14 protein-coding genes are annotated in these 16446 nt (G+C 69.9%); 10 read left to right on the top strand and 4 right to left on the bottom strand.

The genetic code is table 11. The annotated features are described in order from the left end of the window. Positions 1-372: 372 nt before the first annotated feature. The 4 genes from VNO22_10125 to VNO22_10110 form a co-directional block, all read right to left on the bottom strand. The gene (locus tag VNO22_10125; protein HXG61724.1) at positions 373-942 is read right to left on the bottom strand and encodes a c-type cytochrome; all 570 of its coding nucleotides are present in this window, start codon (positions 940-942) and stop codon (positions 373-375) included. A gap of 153 nt (positions 943-1095) precedes the next feature. Further along, on the bottom strand, positions 1096-2445 hold the full coding sequence (locus VNO22_10120; GenBank protein HXG61723.1) for a sigma-54 dependent transcriptional regulator: 1350 nt from the start codon (positions 2443-2445) through the stop codon (positions 1096-1098). Beyond that, on the bottom strand, positions 2442-4706 hold the full coding sequence (locus VNO22_10115) for a PAS domain S-box protein (protein ID HXG61722.1): 2265 nt from the start codon (positions 4704-4706) through the stop codon (positions 2442-2444). Before VNO22_10115 ends, VNO22_10120 begins: the two co-directional genes overlap by 4 nt. A gap of 149 nt (positions 4707-4855) precedes the next feature. Beyond that, on the bottom strand, positions 4856-6166 hold the full coding sequence (locus VNO22_10110) for a DUF1501 domain-containing protein (GenBank protein ID HXG61721.1): 1311 nt from the start codon (positions 6164-6166) through the stop codon (positions 4856-4858). A 162-nt stretch (positions 6167-6328) separates the two neighbouring features. Between VNO22_10110 and VNO22_10105 the strand changes: the two genes are divergently transcribed. From VNO22_10105 to coxB, 10 genes are all read left to right on the top strand, one after another. Beyond that, the gene (locus VNO22_10105; GenBank protein HXG61720.1) at positions 6329-7087 is read left to right on the top strand and encodes a TerC family protein; all 759 of its coding nucleotides are present in this window, start codon (positions 6329-6331) and stop codon (positions 7085-7087) included. 154 nt (positions 7088-7241) lie between these two features. Further along, positions 7242-7892 (top strand): cytochrome c3 family protein, encoded by a 651-nt coding sequence (locus VNO22_10100; protein ID HXG61719.1) that lies wholly within the window; start codon positions 7242-7244, stop codon positions 7890-7892. Beyond that, on the top strand, positions 7889-10771 hold the full coding sequence (locus VNO22_10095) for a 4Fe-4S dicluster domain-containing protein (GenBank protein HXG61718.1): 2883 nt from the start codon (positions 7889-7891) through the stop codon (positions 10769-10771). The genes VNO22_10100 and VNO22_10095 overlap by 4 nt, the downstream gene beginning before the upstream one ends. Beyond that, positions 10768-12120, top strand: coding sequence for an NrfD/PsrC family molybdoenzyme membrane anchor subunit (gene nrfD / locus VNO22_10090; protein ID HXG61717.1), 1353 nt, complete (start codon positions 10768-10770; stop codon positions 12118-12120). Before VNO22_10095 ends, nrfD begins: the two co-directional genes overlap by 4 nt. Continuing rightward, positions 12117-12656 carry a DUF3341 domain-containing protein gene (locus VNO22_10085; protein ID HXG61716.1) on the top strand — a complete coding sequence of 180 codons (540 nt, stop codon included), beginning with the start codon at positions 12117-12119 and terminating at the stop codon, positions 12654-12656. Before nrfD ends, VNO22_10085 begins: the two co-directional genes overlap by 4 nt. Beyond that, on the top strand, positions 12657-13220 hold the full coding sequence (locus VNO22_10080) for a cytochrome c (GenBank protein HXG61715.1): 564 nt from the start codon (positions 12657-12659) through the stop codon (positions 13218-13220). Further along, on the top strand, positions 13217-14407 hold the full coding sequence (locus VNO22_10075; GenBank protein ID HXG61714.1) for a hypothetical protein: 1191 nt from the start codon (positions 13217-13219) through the stop codon (positions 14405-14407). Before VNO22_10080 ends, VNO22_10075 begins: the two co-directional genes overlap by 4 nt. After that, positions 14400-14762, top strand: coding sequence for a hypothetical protein (locus tag VNO22_10070; protein ID HXG61713.1), 363 nt, complete (start codon positions 14400-14402; stop codon positions 14760-14762). Before VNO22_10075 ends, VNO22_10070 begins: the two co-directional genes overlap by 8 nt. After that, the gene (locus VNO22_10065; GenBank protein HXG61712.1) at positions 14759-15502 is read left to right on the top strand and encodes an SCO family protein; all 744 of its coding nucleotides are present in this window, start codon (positions 14759-14761) and stop codon (positions 15500-15502) included. Before VNO22_10070 ends, VNO22_10065 begins: the two co-directional genes overlap by 4 nt. Beyond that, positions 15499-16437: a cytochrome c oxidase subunit II gene (gene coxB / locus VNO22_10060; protein HXG61711.1), complete on the top strand. Its 939-nt coding sequence runs from the start codon at positions 15499-15501 to the stop codon at positions 16435-16437. Before VNO22_10065 ends, coxB begins: the two co-directional genes overlap by 4 nt. Positions 16438-16446: the final 9 nt, after the last annotated feature.

The following is a 16446-nucleotide window of genomic DNA, read 5'->3' as shown; positions in this document are numbered from 1 at the left end:
GGGTTCGGGAAGATGGGCGCCCGCCGCTTCGGCGTGGCGCTTCGCCTGCGCCTTCCAGGCGGCCAGTCCGGCCGCGACGCCGCCGACCGCCGCCAGGACAAGGAACGAACCGATTGCTCGACGAAGATGCGCGTTCATGCCCATCCCTCTTGCCCTTCGAGGGAACGGCTAGAGCAAAGCCCATGCCACATCCGACCCCATCGCGGGCGGCCGGGGCGGCGTCCCGATTCCGGAACGCTTCGAGGTCGAGGATTCGGGTTTTGGCATGCCGGCACTTCGGAGCCCAGGGCGGCGTCGGACGCCGATCAGAAGAGGGAGAAGCCCCCGGGAGGGTGTTCCCGGGGGCTCCTGCGGGGTGTAGGGTATGGGGATCTATTCGTCTTTCTTCGTCGGAGGAGGCTGATAGTCCGGCACGTGGTTGACCACCGGCGGGATGCTTCGAAGGTAGGCGAAGACGGCCTTGAGATCCTCGTCGGTCAGGTGGCGGTAGGCATCCCACGGCATCGGCGGCATGATGGGACGGGACTGTCCCCAATGTTTTCCTTCCCGGAGGGCGCGAAGGAACATGTCCTCGGTCCACAATCCAAGTCCGGTGTTGACGTCGGGAGTGAGATTGGCCGCATAGGAGACGCCCCAGGGGCCGGCGAAGGCGGTTCCCGTGGCGTCCATGACCATGAACCACGGCGGCGGGACCGCGGGCGGGGCGCTCAGACGGACCGTTTCGGGGTGGCCGGAGAGATAGCGGGAGAGATCCTTCTCGGGCCCGGCGGATCCCATCTTGAACGGCGTGTGACAATCGGAACAGCCGATGGTCTCGACCAGGTACTTTCCTCGAGCGATGCGGTCTTCGGGGCGGGCGGGAGTCGGCGCCGCCGCTTCCGACTTTCCGCACCCCGCCAGCGAGGCCGCGGCCAGCAACGCCGTCGCCGCCTTCAGGGTCATTGGGGGCTCTCCTTTCCGGAACGCGCGGGGCGTTCCGCGGAAGGAGGGAGCAACCGCCGTGCCATCGAAGCGCCGCCTGCACGCCTCCCCGGGGCGGACCGAAATCGGGACGGAATCGCGGCGCGCGTTCCGAAGGCGGGAAGGCGCCGGGTTCTACTCGGAGGCTCCCAGTTTGCGGTAAAGGGACGTGGTTCCCAGGCCCAGGAGGCGCGCGGCCTTGCGCTTGTTTCCCCCGCACTGCTCGATGACGCGCAGGATATGGGCGCGTTCGAACGCGCGGGTCGCCTGCCGGAGGTCGACGGGCAGTTCGGGGTCCCGGGGGACGGCGCCGCGGATCGGCTCGGGAAGATCCGCGGGGACGATCTCCTCGCCGGAGGCGAAGATCACGGCGCGCTCGACGACGTTGGACAGCTCGCGGATGTTTCCGGGCCAGTCGTGTCCCGCCAGCCGCCGCAGCGCCTCGCGGGAGATTCCTCGGACCGGGCGTCCCAGTTCGCGGGCGTATTTCTCGAGGAAATGGTTCGCCAGGAGGGGGATATCCTCCCGGCGTTCGCGAAGCGGCGGCACGCGGATGTCGACCACCGCGAGGCGGAAGTAGAGATCTTCGCGGAAGCGTCCCGCGCGGATTTCGGCGCGGAGGTCGCGGTTCGTGGCCACCACGAAGCGGGCCTGGACGGGGACGCGGCGGGTGGAGCCGACGGGCTGGATCTCGCGGCTTTCGAGGGCCCGCAGGAGCTTGGCCTGCAGAGGGAGCGGCATTTCTCCCAGCTCGTCGAGAAAGACCGTCCCGTCGCCGGCCGTCTTGAGGAGTCCCTCCTTGGCTTCCACGGCGCCGGTGAAGGCGCCCCGCACGTGGCCGAAAAGCTCGCTTTCCAGAAGCGCTTCGGGGATGGCGGCGCAGTTGATGGGGACGAACGGCGCGCGGGCGCGCCCGCTGCGCTCGTGAAGAGCGCGCGCGACGAGGTCCTTGCCGGTGCCGCTCTCTCCGGAGATGAGCACGCTGCTCGGAAGCGGCGCGACCCGATCCACCGTCTCGAGCACCTTCTTCATGGCGGGGCTTTCTCCGACCATCCGGATCGCGGTCGCCCCCGCCGCGGCTTCGACGAGCCGCCGGAGATTCCGGTTTTCCAGGACGAGCGCGCGGTGTTCGGCCAGGCGGCGGATCCTGGCCAGGAGCTCCTCCAGGCGGAAGGGCTTCAGGAGGTAATCCACGGCGCCGTGCCGCAGGGCGTCGATGGCCGTTCCGAGATCCGCGTGGGCGGTCATGAGGAGCACCATCGTTTCGGGGCTCACCTGCGCCAGGCGCTTGAGGAGCTCGATTCCGTCGAGGCCCGGCATGCGGATGTCGCTGACGCAGAGGTCGAACGAGGTTTCCATCGCCGCCTCGGCGGCGGCCCGCCCGTCGGCCACCGCGCGCGTCTCGAAGCCGGCCTCCTGAAGGGCTTCCTCGAGCTCCGCGCGGATGGCCGCTTCGTCGTCCGCCACGAGCACGCGCAGCTTCATCGGCCCTCCCGGGCGGGAAGTTCGAAGACGAAGCGCGCGCCGCCGGCTTCGGCCGGTTCGAAGCGAAGGCGGCCGCCGTGCTCCACGACGATCCGGTCGCTCACCGAGAGTCCCAGCCCCGTGCCGCGACCGGCGTCCTTGGTGGTGAAGAAGGGCTGAAAGAGGCGGTGTCGCAGCGCCTCGGGGATTCCCGGCCCGGTATCCTCGAAGGCCACGCGGACGCGGGGGCCGTCCGCGCCGTCCTCGCGGCGCGTCGAAACGCGCAGGCGGCGCGGCCGTTCCGGGGGATTGGCGATCATGGCGTCCAGGGCGTTGAACGCGAGGTTCAGGAATACCTGCGTCAGCTGATCCTCCACGGCGGTGACGGCGGGAGCGTCCGGAGCCAGATCGAAGACGAACTCGACCTCCCGGGACCGCCGGTCGTAGCGGACCACTTCCAGGGCGCGGCGGATCGCGGCGTTGAGATCGCAGGTCGCGGCCTGCGCGTTCTGCGGGCGGGCGAGATCGCTCATCTGGCGCACGATCCGCGAAAGGCGGTCGATGTGCTCTCCGATGAGGGCGAGTTTGCGCCGGCCGTAGTCGTCGGAGAGGCGTTTGTCGAGGCTCTGGGCGGCCATGGAGAGCGCTTGCAGGGGGTTTCCGATTTCGTGGGCCACACCCGCGGCCAGAAGACCGATGGCGGCCATCTTGTCCTGGTGACGGAGCCGCTCCTGGAGGCGCTTTTCGTCCGTGACGTCGTTGATCGTGGCGCAGACGAGGTTGCGGCCGGCGGCGGGAAGCCGGGCGAGGTGAATTCTGCAGTAGATCTCCTGGCCCGCGGCGTTCCGATGAACCCATTCGAAGACCGGGGCCTCGCCGCGGAGGGCCCGTTCCATGTAGTCCCGGGCGGCCCGGCTCGAAGGGCGGCCGTCCGGCTGGAACGGGGGGGAGCAGTCCTCCGGCCCCATCGCCAGGAGCTGATCGCGGGACATTCCGAAAAGCGCCAGCGCGCGGGGGTTCACCTCCACGAACTTCCCCGTGTCGGCGTCGCCCACGACGATGGCCTGGGGGGCGTGTTCGACGAGGGCCCGGTAACGCTCCTCGCTCTCCCGCAAGGCTTCTTCCGCCCGCCGCAGCTCCGTCACGTCCTGTCCGGTGCCGGCCATCCGGACGATCTCTCCGCGGTCGTTTCGGAAGACTTCGCCTCGGCCCCGAATGCGTCGGAGCTGTCCGTCCTTCAGGAGGATCCGATGCTCGAACTCGAAGGGCAGTCCCGTCCGGAAGGCTTCCTCCACGACGCGCGCGGCCCTCGGGCGATCGTCCGGGTGAAGGAGCGACAAGTAGCCCTCGTACGACGGGCGGAACTCGGACGGGTCGATGTCGAAGAGCCGGTACATTTCCTCCGACCAGAGAATCCGGTCGCGCGCGACGTCCCACTCCCAGCTTCCCAGGCGGCCGATGCGCTGGGCTTCCGCCAGGCGGGCCTCGCTTTCCTTCAGAAGCCGCTCGGCCTCGCGGCGCTCGGTGACGTCGTGGAACTCGACCAGGAGGTGGGGGACGCAGCACTCCTCGCTCCCCACGCGGGTGACGTTCAGCAGCGCCCAGGCGGGGCGGCCGTCCTTGCGGATCAGGCGGGTTTCCCGGGAGGCCGACGGGCGGCCCGATGTCAGCAGACCGGTGACCAGGCGGAAAATCGCTTCGCGCTCCTCGGGATGAATCAGGGCCTCGACGGGCGAGGCGAGGACCTCCTCTTCCGAAAGCCCGACCATGCGGCACAGGGAGGGATTCACGCGGAGAAAGCGTCCGTCCGATCCGATGAGGGCCTTTCCGGCGGCCGCATGTTCGAAGGCGCTCCGGAAGAGCTCCTCGTTTCGGCGAAGCTCGTCCTCCATGCGGCGCCGCTCGGTGACGTCCTGGCCGGTCACGAGCGTGGTGATCTTCCCGTCCAGCGTGAGGAGGTCCACGGAGTAATCGATCCAGACGTCGCGGCCGTCGGCATGGCGGAGGCGCTCAACGAACCGGCGGGGCTGGGGAACTCCCGCCTGCCGCGCGCGCCCGCGCTCCCGGGCCGCTTCCTGATCGGCCGGCGAGACGGCCTCCCAGAAGTTCCGTCCCACGAAGTATCCGGGCGGATACCCCAGCATGGCGCACCCGGCGGGATTGACGTAGACGAGCTTGTCGCCCTGGATGAGGGCGATCAGAACCGGAAGCGTTTCCGCCAGCGCGAGAAAGGCTTCCTGCTGACGGAGCGTCGGGGACAGGGCGTCGGTTTCGTAGGGCATCGGCCGATTCCTGGGCCGCAAAAGCCGGACCAATCATATCAGAGGGGTTGTCCTCAGGCGAGGAGGGCGCACGACGAGGCGCAGGCGTTCCGTTTCCGGCACGTTGGGTCCGCCATGGGTTTCGTCCGTGGAACGGTGGAGGCGGCCGATCAGAGCAGTTCCCGGATGAAGCGGCAGCGCTCCAGGAGGGGAATCGGCCGGCCGAGGGCGTCCTCCACCGTGGCGCCCGGATCGATGCCCATGTGGCGATAGATCATCGCCAGGACATCCTGGGGCCCGTAGGCGTCGGAGGCGGGAGACGCTCCGTCGCGCGTAGTGGCCCCGACGATCTGGCCGACCTTGAGGCCCCCTCCGGAGAAGACGACGCTGTAGGCCCCGGGCCAATGGTCCCGGCCGCCATCGGCGTTCATGCGCGGGGTGCGTCCGAATTCCCCGGTCACCACGATCAAGATGTCGCGATCGAGCCCGCGTTCGTAGACGTCGGCGACGAGCGCCGCGAGGGCGCGATCCACGGGGGGCATGCGGTCGCGCATGCCGCGGACAAGGTCGGCGTGGTGGTCCCACCCGGGGTCGCGGACCGTGACGAACGGGACTCCGGCCTCCGCGAGGCGGCGGGCCAGAAGAAGGCACTGGCCGAAGTGAGTCCGTCCGTAGCGTTCGCGCACGGCGCGGTCTTCCGCATGGATGTTGAAGGCCTGTTCGGCGCGTCCGGTGGCCAGGATCTCGAAGGCCTGCTCGGCGAACCGGTCCATGCCTTCGGCCACCCCTCGAGGATCGTCGAGGAGGCGGCCCTCCTCCAGGCGGCGCCGCAGCGCCAGGCGTTCTTCGAGCCGACGGCGATCGAGCGACTTGGACAGGACCAGGGCGGGGACACGGAACCCGTCGCTTTCCGGATATCCGCCGGTCTCGAAGGGAGCGTACGCCGCGCCCAGGAAATGCGGGCCGGCGAACCGGTCGGCGCGCGGGACGGCGACATACGCCGGGAGTCCGCGGACGCCGGATCCGCGGAACCGGGCCACGAAGGATCCGACCGCGGGGGCCTCGGGCGCGGCCTCGTCGTCCCCCGCGGCCCGGCGCAGCGGGACGCCGGTCTGGATGATGTGGTCGCCGCCGGCGTGCTGCGTCTGGTCGTGGGCGACGGAGCGCACGACGGCGAGGCGGTGGGCGACGCGCGCCTGCTCGGGAAGGAGCTCCCCGAAGCGGACGCCGGGCAGGCTCGTGCGCACGGTGCCCAGGGGGCCGCGGATTTCGATCGGAGCGTCGGGCTTGGGGTCGTACGTCTCCAGATGCGAAGGCCCTCCGGCCAGGTGGACGAAGAGGACCGACGCCCGGGGATTGGCCCCCCGCGCGCGCGCCCGGAGAAGTTTCGGCGCCGCGAGACTTCCCAGGCCCCAGGCGCTCACCGTCAGAAACGTGCGCCGGGAAGGACGCCCCTTGCAAGGGGAAACGAAATCGGTCATCGGCGTTCTCATAGGCTTCAGTTCCCGCAGGATAAAGCCCGGGAGGCGCATTTTGTGGCCGGGAAATCGACGGGATCGCCCGCGGGGGAAGGGAGACCGAGCCGATGTTCAGGAAGCCGGACAGGGGGATGAGCTATACTCGGCGCGCAGGAGGGACACAGCATGGATGAACTTTTGACGGCCGACGCGCTGGTGGCGCTTCTCACGCTCTCCGTGATGGAAATCGTGCTCGGAATCGACAACGTCGTTTTCATCTCGATACTTGCAGGACGGCTGCCGGCCGATCAGCAGGCGAAGGTCCGCCGGTTCGGCCTGGGGCTGGCGCTCGTGGCGAGACTGGCGCTCCTCTTCGCGATTTCCTGGGTGATGAAACTGGACAAAACGGTGCTTTTCACGATTCCGCTGCCGGCCCATGCCGTCACGGGAAAGGATCTCGTCCTTCTGCTCGGGGGTCTCTTTCTCATCGCCAAGTCCACGCATGAGATTTACGAGAAACTCGAGGGGGCGCACGGGGGAAGGGAGGGCGACGGAAGGCGCGCCTCCATCGGGGCCCTCCTGGCCCAGATCGTGGCGCTCGACATCGTGTTCTCGCTCGACTCGGTCATTACCGCGGTCGGGATGGCGCGCCAGATCCCGGTCATGGTGGCCGCGATGCTCATCGCCGTGGTCGTGATGCTCGTTTTCGCCGGAACGATCAGCGGTTTCGTCAACCGCCATCCCAGCGTCAAGATCCTGGCGCTCAGCTTTCTTCTTCTCATCGGGGTGATGCTGACGGCCGACGGCCTGGGGCAGCACGTTCCCAAGGGGTACATCTACTTCGCGATGGCCTTCTCGCTCATGGTCGAGCTGCTCAACATGCGGTTTCGGAAGAGGCAGCAGCCCGTCCACCTGCACCCCGCGTACGAGGAAGGGAAGGCCTGAGCGGACGTCCGCGATTCGCCGGTTCGCCGCCGCGCCGCCCGCGTCGAGCCTCCGGCTCGATTCCGCAAGGGGGCCGGCGGCGCTCATAACGTTTCCCTCCGCCGGGGCTCAGCCGTTTCGACGGCGACCGGATCGGCCCGCCGGAGGGAACCTCATGGCCCAGGTTTTTCACCCCGCCCTGAACCCGGTCGCCAAGGCGAGCGTGTTCGGAGCGCTCCTGATGGTGGCCGCGGCGTTCGGGGCGGGCGCGTTTCTGTACAACGCGCCGTATTCCACGGGCGTCTACGTCGCGCGCGAGCAACCCGTCCAGTTCAGCCATGCTCACCACGTGGGCGGCCTGGGGATCGACTGCCGGTATTGCCACCCGGGCGTCGAGGAAGGCCCTTTCGCCGGCATGCCTTCGACCCGCACGTGCATGAACTGCCACGCGCAGGTCTGGGCCGAAAGCCCCTTCCTGGCTCCCGTGCGGGAGAGCTTCGCGACGGGGCGGCCCATCGCCTGGAACCGCGTGCACGATCTTCCGGACTTCGCCTACTTCGACCACTCGATTCACGTCCGCCAGGGAATCGGCTGTTCGACCTGCCACGGACGGGTGGACGAGATGCCGCTGATCTGGAAGACCGAGTCTCTGTTCATGAAATGGTGCCTCGACTGCCACGAACGTCCCGAACGGTACGTGCGCCCGCGGGAAGCCGTGTTCGACATGGACTGGGAGCCGCCCGAGGATCAGGAGGCCCGCGGCCGGGCGCTGGTTCGTGAGTACGGAATCCGCAAGCCCCGGGATTGCTCGGTCTGTCACCGATGAGCGACGATCCGCGCGGTCCGGTGTTCTGGAGGACGTTCGACGAGCGGGCCGGGCGGCCCGAGGGGCGGGAGTTCATTCCGGACCCCGAGGGCGGCCCGCGCCGGCGGGAGTTCCTCGCCTTCCTGGGGGCGTCGTTCGCCCTGGCCGGGACGGCGGGGTGCGGGAAGCCCCCTTCGGAACCGATCCTTCCGTACGTCCACCCGCCCGAGGCGTTCCTTCCGGGGAAGCCTCTCTTTTTCGCCACGGCGCTGACGCTTCACGGGCGCGCCCTCGGCGTTCTGGTGGAAAGCCACCTGGGGCGTCCCACCAAAGTCGAAGGCAATCCGGACCATCCGGCCAGCCTCGGCGCCACGGACGCGTTCGCCCAGGCGTCGCTTCTGTCCCTGTACGACCCGGAGCGCTCCCAGGCGGCGCTCCGGCGGGGCCAGATCGGCACCTGGTCGGCGTTTCTGGAGGAGGCGGGGGCGGCCCTGGAGGCCCAGCGCGCCCGCGGGGGGCGGGGGCTGCGCCTTCTGAGCGAGCAGACGACGTCTCCCACGCTGGCGGCCGAAATCGAGGAGCTGCGGCGCGAATTTCCCGAAGCCCGCTGGTATGCCTACGAACCCGCGGAGGATGAAGCGGCCCGGCAGGGCCTGCGGCTCGCCTTCGGCCAGGAGGTCGCGCCGGTCTATGACTTTCTTCGGGCGGACGTGGTCGTCTCGCTCGACGCGGACTTCCTGACGGGGGGCGCCCATCCCGTCCGGTACGCCCGCGACTTCATGGCCCGCCGGCACGCTCCCGAAAGATTCAACCGGCTGTACGTCCTCGAAAGCACCCCGACCGGCACGGGGGCGGCGGCCGATCACCGCTTTCCGCTGCGGGCGCGCGACATCGCCGGCTTCGCCGCGGCGCTGGCGGCGCAGCTGGGCCCGGCCGAGGGGGACGGCGACGCCGCCTCGAACGAGGTGCGCGCGATCGCCCGGGACCTGCGCCGCCGGGCGGGGGCGTGCGTTCTCCTGGCCGGTCCTTCGCAGCCGCCGGAGGTACACGCGCTCGTTCACCTCCTCAACGTCCGGCTGGGGAATCGGGGACGCACGGTGAACTACATCGAGGCGCCCGAGCGGCCTTTCGACCGGGGTCCCGAAGCGCTGGGGAGGCTCGTCGAGGAAATGCGCGCGGGACGCGTGGAGGTGCTCGTCCTTCTCGGAGGAAATCCCGTCTACAACGCTCCCGCGGACCTCGACTTCGCCGAAGCCCTGAGGCGCGTTCCGTTCAGCGTCCGTCTGGGAGTTTACGAGGACGAGACCTCGGCTCATTGTCTCTGGCACCTTCCGGAGGCGCATCCGCTGGAGACGTGGGGCGACGCGCGGGCGTTCGACGGCACCGCGACGATCCAGCAGCCGCTGATTTCGCCTCTCACCGGCGGCCGTTCGGCGCTCGAGGTGGTGGCGGCCCTTCGGGCGCGGCCGGCTCCGTCCGGTTACGACCGGGTCCGGGCCGCATGGCGCGCGCGGTGGGGGCCGGACGCGTTCGAGGAACGCTGGCGCGCCGCGCTCGAGAAGGGCGTGGTGCCGGGAACGGCGGCCGCGCCGCGCGACGTCCGTCCGAGGGAGGATTTCGTCCCCGGCGTCGCGGCGCGGAGCGGCTCCGGGCTCGAGGTCGTCTTCCGTCCCGATCCGTCGGTGTGGGACGGGCGGTTCGCCGCGAACGCCTGGCTTCAGGAGCTTCCGAAGCCGATTTCCAAGCTTACCTGGGAGAACCCCGCCGTCGTCGGGCCGGCCACGGCGTGGCGGTTCGGGCTTTCTTCGGGGGACGTCGTGGAGCTTCGCCGGGGAGGGCGCGCCGTGACGGGTCCGGTGTGGGTCCAGCCGGGCCATCCCGAGGGGACGGTGACGCTTCATCTGGGATTCGGGCGGCGCCGGGCGGGACGCGTCGGCACGGGCCGGGGGTTCAGCGCCTATGTCCTCCGGACGTCCGAGGCCCCGTGGGTGGGGGCGGACCTCGAGCTCCGCAGGACGGGCGCCCGCGTTGCCCCGGCGACGACGCAGGGCCACCACCTTCTTCACGGGCGGCCGATCGTGCGGCGCGCGACCCTCGAGGAGTTCCGGCGGAATCCGGACTTCGCGCGGGAAGCCGCGCCGGCTCCGGGACCGGAGGAATCCCTGTATCCGGAGTTCCAAAGCGAGCCCTACGCGTGGGGGATGGCGATCAATCTCAGCGCCTGCACGGGCTGCAACGCCTGCGTGGTCGCCTGCCAGGCGGAAAACAACGTTCCCGCGGTGGGGCCGGAGGAGGTCCGGCGCAGCCGGGAGATGCACTGGCTCCGCATCGACCTCTACTACGAAGGGTCGCCCGAGAACCCGCGGATGCACTTCCAGCCGATGCTCTGCCAGCACTGCGAGAAGGCCCCCTGCGAGGTCGTCTGCCCCGTGGCGGCCACGAGCCACAGCGGGGAAGGGCTCAACGAGATGACCTACAACCGGTGCATCGGGACGCGCTACTGCTCCAACAACTGCCCCTACAAGGTGCGCCGCTTCAACTTCTTTCAGTACGCGGACACGCGCACGCCGGTCCTCCAGCTCCTCTGGAATCCCGACGTCACCGTCCGGAGCCGCGGGGTTATGGAGAAGTGCACCTATTGCGTCCAGCGGATCAACCGGGCGCGAATCGAGGCCCGCAAGGAGGGCCGCCGGATCCGCGACGGCGAGGTGGTCACGGCCTGCCAGGCCGCCTGTCCCACGCGGGCGATCGTCTTCGGCGACGCGGGCGATCCGGAGACGGAAGTGTCCCGGCGGAAGCGGTCGCCGCTGAACTACGGGGTCCTGGCGGAACTCAACACCCGGCCGCGCACGACGTACCTGGCGCGGCTCGTGAATCCCAATCCGGAGCTTTCGCCGTGACCCCGCGACCGCCCGTCGTCCGGCCCGGCCACACGTACGCGTCCGTCACGGAGAAGATCAGCGCCGTCGTCCTTTCGGGCCGGATGCCGCGGAGCTGGACGGCGGGGGCGGCGGCGGGGCTGGCGCTTGTGCTGCTGTTCTTCTACGCGGTGGGCCTGCTCTTTTCGGCGGGGATCGGCATCTGGGGCGTGAACGTCCCGGTCTCCTGGGGCTTCGCGATCGTCAATTTCGTCTGGTGGATCGGAATCGGCCACGCGGGAACGCTGATCTCGGCGATTCTGCTTCTGATGCGCCAGTCCTGGAGGACGTCGATCAACCGGTTTGCGGAGGCCATGACGCTCTTCGCGGTCGCCTGCGCGGCGGTGTATCCCCTGCTGCATCTGGGGCGGCCGAAGTTCTGGTACTGGCTGTTCCCGTATCCCAACACGATGGGCCTGTGGCCGCAGTTTCGGAGTCCCCTCGTCTGGGACGTCTTCGCGGTTTTCACCTACGGGCTGACGTCGCTCCTTTTCTGGTACATGGGCCTGATCCCGGACCTGGCGACGATGCGCGACCGGGCGCGGGGGCGGTTCGCGCGCGCGGTCTACGGCTTCCTGGCCATGGGCTGGCGCGGCGCGGCCCGGCACTGGCTGCGGTACGAAACGGCGTACGTCCTCCTGGCCGGGCTGGCGACGCCTCTGGTGGTCTCGGTCCATACGGTCGTGAGCTTCGATTTCGCGATTTCGATCCTCCCGGGCTGGCACAGCACGGTCTTCCCGCCCTATTTCGTGGCCGGCGCGATCTTCTCGGGCTTCGCGATGGTCGTGACGCTCGCCGTGCCGCTGCGGAAGGCGTACGGGCTGGAGGATTTCATCACGGAATGTCACCTCGACAACATGGGCAAGGTGATGCTGGCGACGGGACTCGTCGTGGCCTACGGCTATCTCATGGAAACCTTCTTCAGCTGGTACGGCGGGAGCCGGTACGAGGCGGCCATGATGGCCGACCGGCTCGGGGGCGCGTACGCCCCCGCGTACTGGGGGACGCTCGCGTGCAACGTGCTGGCGACTCAGGCGCTCTGGTTTCGGGCCGTGCGGCGCCGGCCGCTGCCTCTCTTCGGTGCGGCCCTCGTCATCAACGTGGGAATGTGGCTGGAGCGCTATGTCATCGTGGTCCAGAGCCTCCACCGCGATTACCTCCCCTCGGCGTGGCACATGTATTACCCCACCGTGTGGGACTGGGCCACGTTCGCGGGAACGATCGGCCTCTTCCTGACGCTCTTTCACCTCTTCGTGCGGCTGCTGCCGTCCATTTCCATGTTCGAGCTGCGGGCGCTCGTGCCGCCCGCGCCCGGGGAGGCGCGCGGATGACGGGGCGGGGAGGGCTCTTCGGCGTGCTCGCCGAGTTCGAGCGGAAGGAGGACCTTCTCGCGGCGGCGCGGAAGGTCCACGCGGAGGGCTACCGGAAGGTGGAGGCGTACGCGCCGTTCCCCGTGGAGGGGCTCGCGGAAGCGCTGGGCATGGATCGGACGCGGCTTCCGTGGGTCGTTCTGGCCGGGGGGCTCACGGGCGCCGCGGGGGGCTTCTTCATGCAGGTGTTCGCCTCCGCCGTCGATGACCCGCTCAACATCGGCGGGCGTCCGACGGCGAGCTGGCCGGCCTTCGTCGTCATCGCTTTTGAGCTTGCGATTCTCTTCGGGGGCCTGTCCGCCCTCCTGGGCATGCTGGCCCTCAACGGCCTGCCCCAGCCGTATCACCCCGTCTTCAACGTCCCCCGCTTTGCGCTGGCCAGCCAGGACCGGTTCTTTCTGTCCGTGGAAGCGGACGATCCCCGCTTCGATCCCGACCGGACCCGGACGCTCCTGGCGGAGCTGCGCCCGGTCGGGATCTACGACGTGGAGCGATAAATGGTCGCGCGCCGCCTTGGCGTCGTCGCCTTCGCCTTTCTGGTCGCCTGCGAGCAGGCGATGACGGACGAGGGCCGGCTCAAGCCGCTCGGGCGGAACGCCTTCTTCGAATACGGTCAGTCGGCTCGACCGCGGCCGGCCGGGACGGTGGCCCGGGGCGAGCGTTCGGGAGACGCCCTCCTGGAGACCGGGCGGCTCGGCGGGGAGCTTTCGCCGGTCTTCCCGTTTCCGGTGGACCGCGCGGCGCTTGAGCGCGGCCGCGCGCGGTACGGCGTCTTCTGCGCGCCGTGTCACGACGCGGTGGGAACGGGGGCGGGGATGATCGTCCAGCGGGGCTTCCGGGCGCCTCCTTCCTTTCATACCGACCGCCTCCGGCGGGCGCCGCCCGGACATTTCTTCGAGGTGATCACGCGCGGCGTGGGGGCGATGCCCGCGTACGACGACCTGATCGCGCCGCGGCGGCGGTGGGAAATCGTGGCGTATGTGCGGGCGCTCCAGCTCAGCCAGGGCGCCCGGCGGGAGGACGTGCCGCCGGATGTTCTAAGGAGGCTCGAGGCGCCGTGACCGAGACGCGCCGGGATCCCGGAAACGCGATGGACCGCCTGATCCGCGGGGCGGCGGCGGCCGGCCTGGCCGGCGCGGCGGCTTGCGGGGCCGCGGCCGTGACGGTTCCGGAGGCGTTCTTTCCGGCGTACCTCGTGGCGCTTCTTTTCTGGACGGGGATCTCGGCGGGGTCGCTGGCGGTCCTGATGCTGCACCTTCTTGTGGGCGGGACGTGGGGTCTGCTCGTGCGGCGCCCCCAGGAAGCGGCCGCGGGGGCGCTGCCGATCCTGGCGCTTTTTTTCCTTCCGCTCCTCGGGGGCCTGGAGACGCTCTATCCCTGGAGCCGGCCGGAGGTGGTCGGCGGGGACGAACTGGTCCGCCATCGGACCCCGTATCTCAACGCGCCTTTCTTCGTCGCCCGCGCGGGGACGTACTTCGGGGTCTGGGCCGTCCTGGCGATCGCCCTCCGCCGGGGATCCCTGGCCCTGGACCGGACGCCCGATCCCGCGGCGGCGCGCCGCCTGCGGTTCCTGAGCGGGCCCGGCCTGATCGCCTATGGGTTGGCGGTCACGTTCATGGCGGTCGATTGGGTCATGTCCCTCGAGGCGCACTGGTTCTCGACGATTTTCGGAATGATCTTCATGGCGGGGCAGGGACTGTCGGGCCTCTGCGCGGGCGTCCTGGCGGCGGCGCTCCTGGCCCGCCGCGAACCGATGGCCGGGGCGCTGACGCCGGGGCGCCTGAACGACCTGGGGAATCTGGTCCTGACGTTCGTCCTGCTCTGGGCGTACACGTCGTTCGCGCAATACCTCATCATCTGGTCGGGCAACCTGCCGGAGGAAATCGACTGGTACCTCCACCGCTCCGCCCCGGGCTGGCGGGCGTTCGCGGCGGTCCTGGCGACGGTGCACTTTGCGGCGCCCTTTTTCCTGCTCCTCTCGAAGCGGGTGAAGCGGAGCCGCCGGGCGATGATGATTCTGGCCGGGGGGCTTCTGGGGGCGCGCCTCGGCGACCTTTTCTGGCAGGTGATTCCGAGCGCCGGAGCGGCCGGCCCGCACCTGGCATGGACGCTTCCGGCGGCTCTCGTCGGGATCGGCGGATTCTGGCTGGCGGCGGCGACGGCGCTGCTTCGCCGGGCGCCGCTCCTGCCCGTTCACGCGCCGGGAACCGAACGGCTTTTCGCTTCCGAGGAGGGCGCCCATGGATGAGCGCCGGGGTCACGAACGGCGCGATTTTCCCGTCCGCGGGGTTGTCCTCTTTGCGGCGTTTCTGGTCCTGAGCGCGGCCGTGATCCACGTCGCTCTCGGGGGGCTTTACGCCGGTCTCCTGGAACGCCGCGGGCCCCGGCCGCCGTCGCGGGGGGAACGGCCCGCGCCTCCGCCGCCCCGCCTGCAGGCCGATCCGGCCGGCGATCTCCGCCGGCATCGGGCGTCCGAACGGGCCGTCCTTGAGAGTTACGGCATCGTGGATCCCGGGGCCGGCGTGTTTCGGATTCCGATCGAGCGGGCGATGGATCTTCTGGCCGAACGCGGGTTGCCCGTGCGCCGGAAGGAGGAGCGATGATCGCCGTTCTCGCGCTGGCGTGGGCTCAGGCCGGGCCGTCCGACGTGGGCTTCGATCCCCGCCTCGGGGAGAGCGTTCCGCTCGATGTGGAGCTGACCGAGGGGGAGGCGCAGGTTTCGCTGCGGAAGGTTCTGGGCGGAAAGCCCGGCCTCCTGGCGCTGGTCTATTACCGATGCCCCCTGGTGTGCGGGGAGGTGCTCGGAGGACTGGCCCGGGCGTTCGGGGTTCTGGGGCTGGTCCCGGGGCGGGAGTTCGAGGCGGTGGTCGTCAGCATCGATCCGCGGGAACCGCCGGGGCTGGCGGCGGAGAAGAAGGCGCGTTACCAGCGGCGGCCGGGGGAGGCGTGGCGGTTTCTGACCGGTTCGGAGGAGGCGATCCGTCGAATCGCCGGGGCGGTGGGGTTTCGGTACGCCTATGACGCGCGTTCGGACCAGTACGCGCATGCGGCCGGCGTGGTGATCCTGACGCCGGACGGCCGCGTGTCTTCGTTTTTCCCGGGGATCGATTATCCGCCCCGGGACCTGCGGCTGGCGCTCGTGGAAGCCGGCGGGGGGCGTCTGGGGAACCTGCGGGACCGCGTGCTGCTGGTGTGTTTCCGATACGATCCCTCGCGGGGGCGGTACAGCCTGAGCGTCCTGGCGGCGGTGCGCGGGCTCGGGGTCCTGACGGCGCTGGCCCTGGGATTCGGTGTGGGGCTGATGGCGTTCCGGGAGCGCCGCCGGCGTACGGGGGAGCCGTGAAGTTCTATCCGGAACGGGCCTCGACGATGGCGGGACAGGTGGACGCGCTCTACGGCTGTCTCGTCGGGGTGTGCGCGCTTTTCGCGGCCGTGATCGTGGCGTGCCTCGTGGCCTTCTCGGTCAAGTACCGGCGGCGGTCGCCCGGCGAGCGCGCCGTGCAGACGGCGACGAACAACGCGCTCGAGGTGATCTGGATCGCGATTCCCGGGGTGATCCTGCTCGGCATGTTCGCGTGGGGGGCGAGCCTGTTCGTGGATCTCCAGACGCCGCCCGCCGGGGCGATGGAGGTTTACGTGATCGGCCGCCGATGGATGTGGAAGGTTCAGCATCCGAGCGGCGCGCGGGAGATCAACGAGCTTCACGTGCCGACGGGGCGTCCGGTCCGGCTCCACCTGACTTCGCAGGACGTGATTCACAGCTTCTACGTGCCCGCCTTCCGGATCAAGCAGGATGCGCTGCCGGGACGGTACACGACGGCCTGGTTCGAGGCGACGCGGCCGGGGGAGTACCGTCTCTTCTGCGCGGAGTACTGCGGGACGCTGCACTCGGGGATGGTGGGGCGGGTGGCGGTGCTGGAGCCGCGGCGCTACGAGGAGTGGCTGGAACGGGGGGCGGAGGGGTCGCCCGCCGCGGAGGGGCGGCGGCTTTTCCTGAGCCTCGGATGCGCGACCTGTCACACGGGGGGGCCGGAGGCGCGGGCGCCGCGCCTCGAGGGCCTTTTCGGGAGCCGGGTGCCGCTGCGGGGCGGAGGCACGGCGACGGCGGACGCGGCGTACGTGCGCGAATCGATCCTGGATCCGGCCGCCCGGGTCGTGGAAGGGTTCGAGCCGATCATGCCGTCGTTCCGGGGGAGGGTGGGCGAGGAGGAGATCCTTGCGCTGATCGAATACATCCGATCCCTGGGCGCGGCTCCGGAAGGCCCGCCCGCCGATTGAGGGGCGAGC

The sequence above is a fragment of the Planctomycetota bacterium genome (genome assembly GCA_035574235.1).
Taxonomy (GTDB): domain Bacteria; phylum Planctomycetota; class MHYJ01; order MHYJ01; family JACPRB01; genus DATLZA01.
Note: the sequence above shows the minus strand (reverse complement) of the source record. Positions and strands in the feature narration are given on the sequence as shown.

Excerpts from the sequence above, each read along its gene's own strand:
- VNO22_10125 (HXG61724.1), bottom strand. The coding sequence starts at position 942 with ATGACCCTGAAGGCGGCGACGGCGTTGCTGGCCGCGGCCTCGCTGGCG.
- VNO22_10080 (HXG61715.1), top strand. The coding sequence starts at position 12,657 with ATGGTCGCGCGCCGCCTTGGCGTCGTCGCCTTCGCCTTTCTGGTCGCC.
- VNO22_10105 (HXG61720.1), top strand. The coding sequence starts at position 6,329 with ATGGATGAACTTTTGACGGCCGACGCGCTGGTGGCGCTTCTCACGCTC.
- VNO22_10120 (HXG61723.1), bottom strand. The coding sequence starts at position 2,445 with ATGAAGCTGCGCGTGCTCGTGGCGGACGACGAAGCGGCCATCCGCGCG.
- VNO22_10100 (HXG61719.1), top strand. The coding sequence starts at position 7,242 with ATGGCCCAGGTTTTTCACCCCGCCCTGAACCCGGTCGCCAAGGCGAGC.
- VNO22_10095 (HXG61718.1), top strand. The coding sequence starts at position 7,889 with ATGAGCGACGATCCGCGCGGTCCGGTGTTCTGGAGGACGTTCGACGAG.
- VNO22_10115 (HXG61722.1), bottom strand. The coding sequence starts at position 4,706 with ATGCCCTACGAAACCGACGCCCTGTCCCCGACGCTCCGTCAGCAGGAA.
- VNO22_10085 (HXG61716.1), top strand. The coding sequence starts at position 12,117 with ATGACGGGGCGGGGAGGGCTCTTCGGCGTGCTCGCCGAGTTCGAGCGG.
- VNO22_10110 (HXG61721.1), bottom strand. The coding sequence starts at position 6,166 with ATGACCGATTTCGTTTCCCCTTGCAAGGGGCGTCCTTCCCGGCGCACG.
- VNO22_10070 (HXG61713.1), top strand. The coding sequence starts at position 14,400 with ATGGATGAGCGCCGGGGTCACGAACGGCGCGATTTTCCCGTCCGCGGG.
- VNO22_10065 (HXG61712.1), top strand. The coding sequence starts at position 14,759 with ATGATCGCCGTTCTCGCGCTGGCGTGGGCTCAGGCCGGGCCGTCCGAC.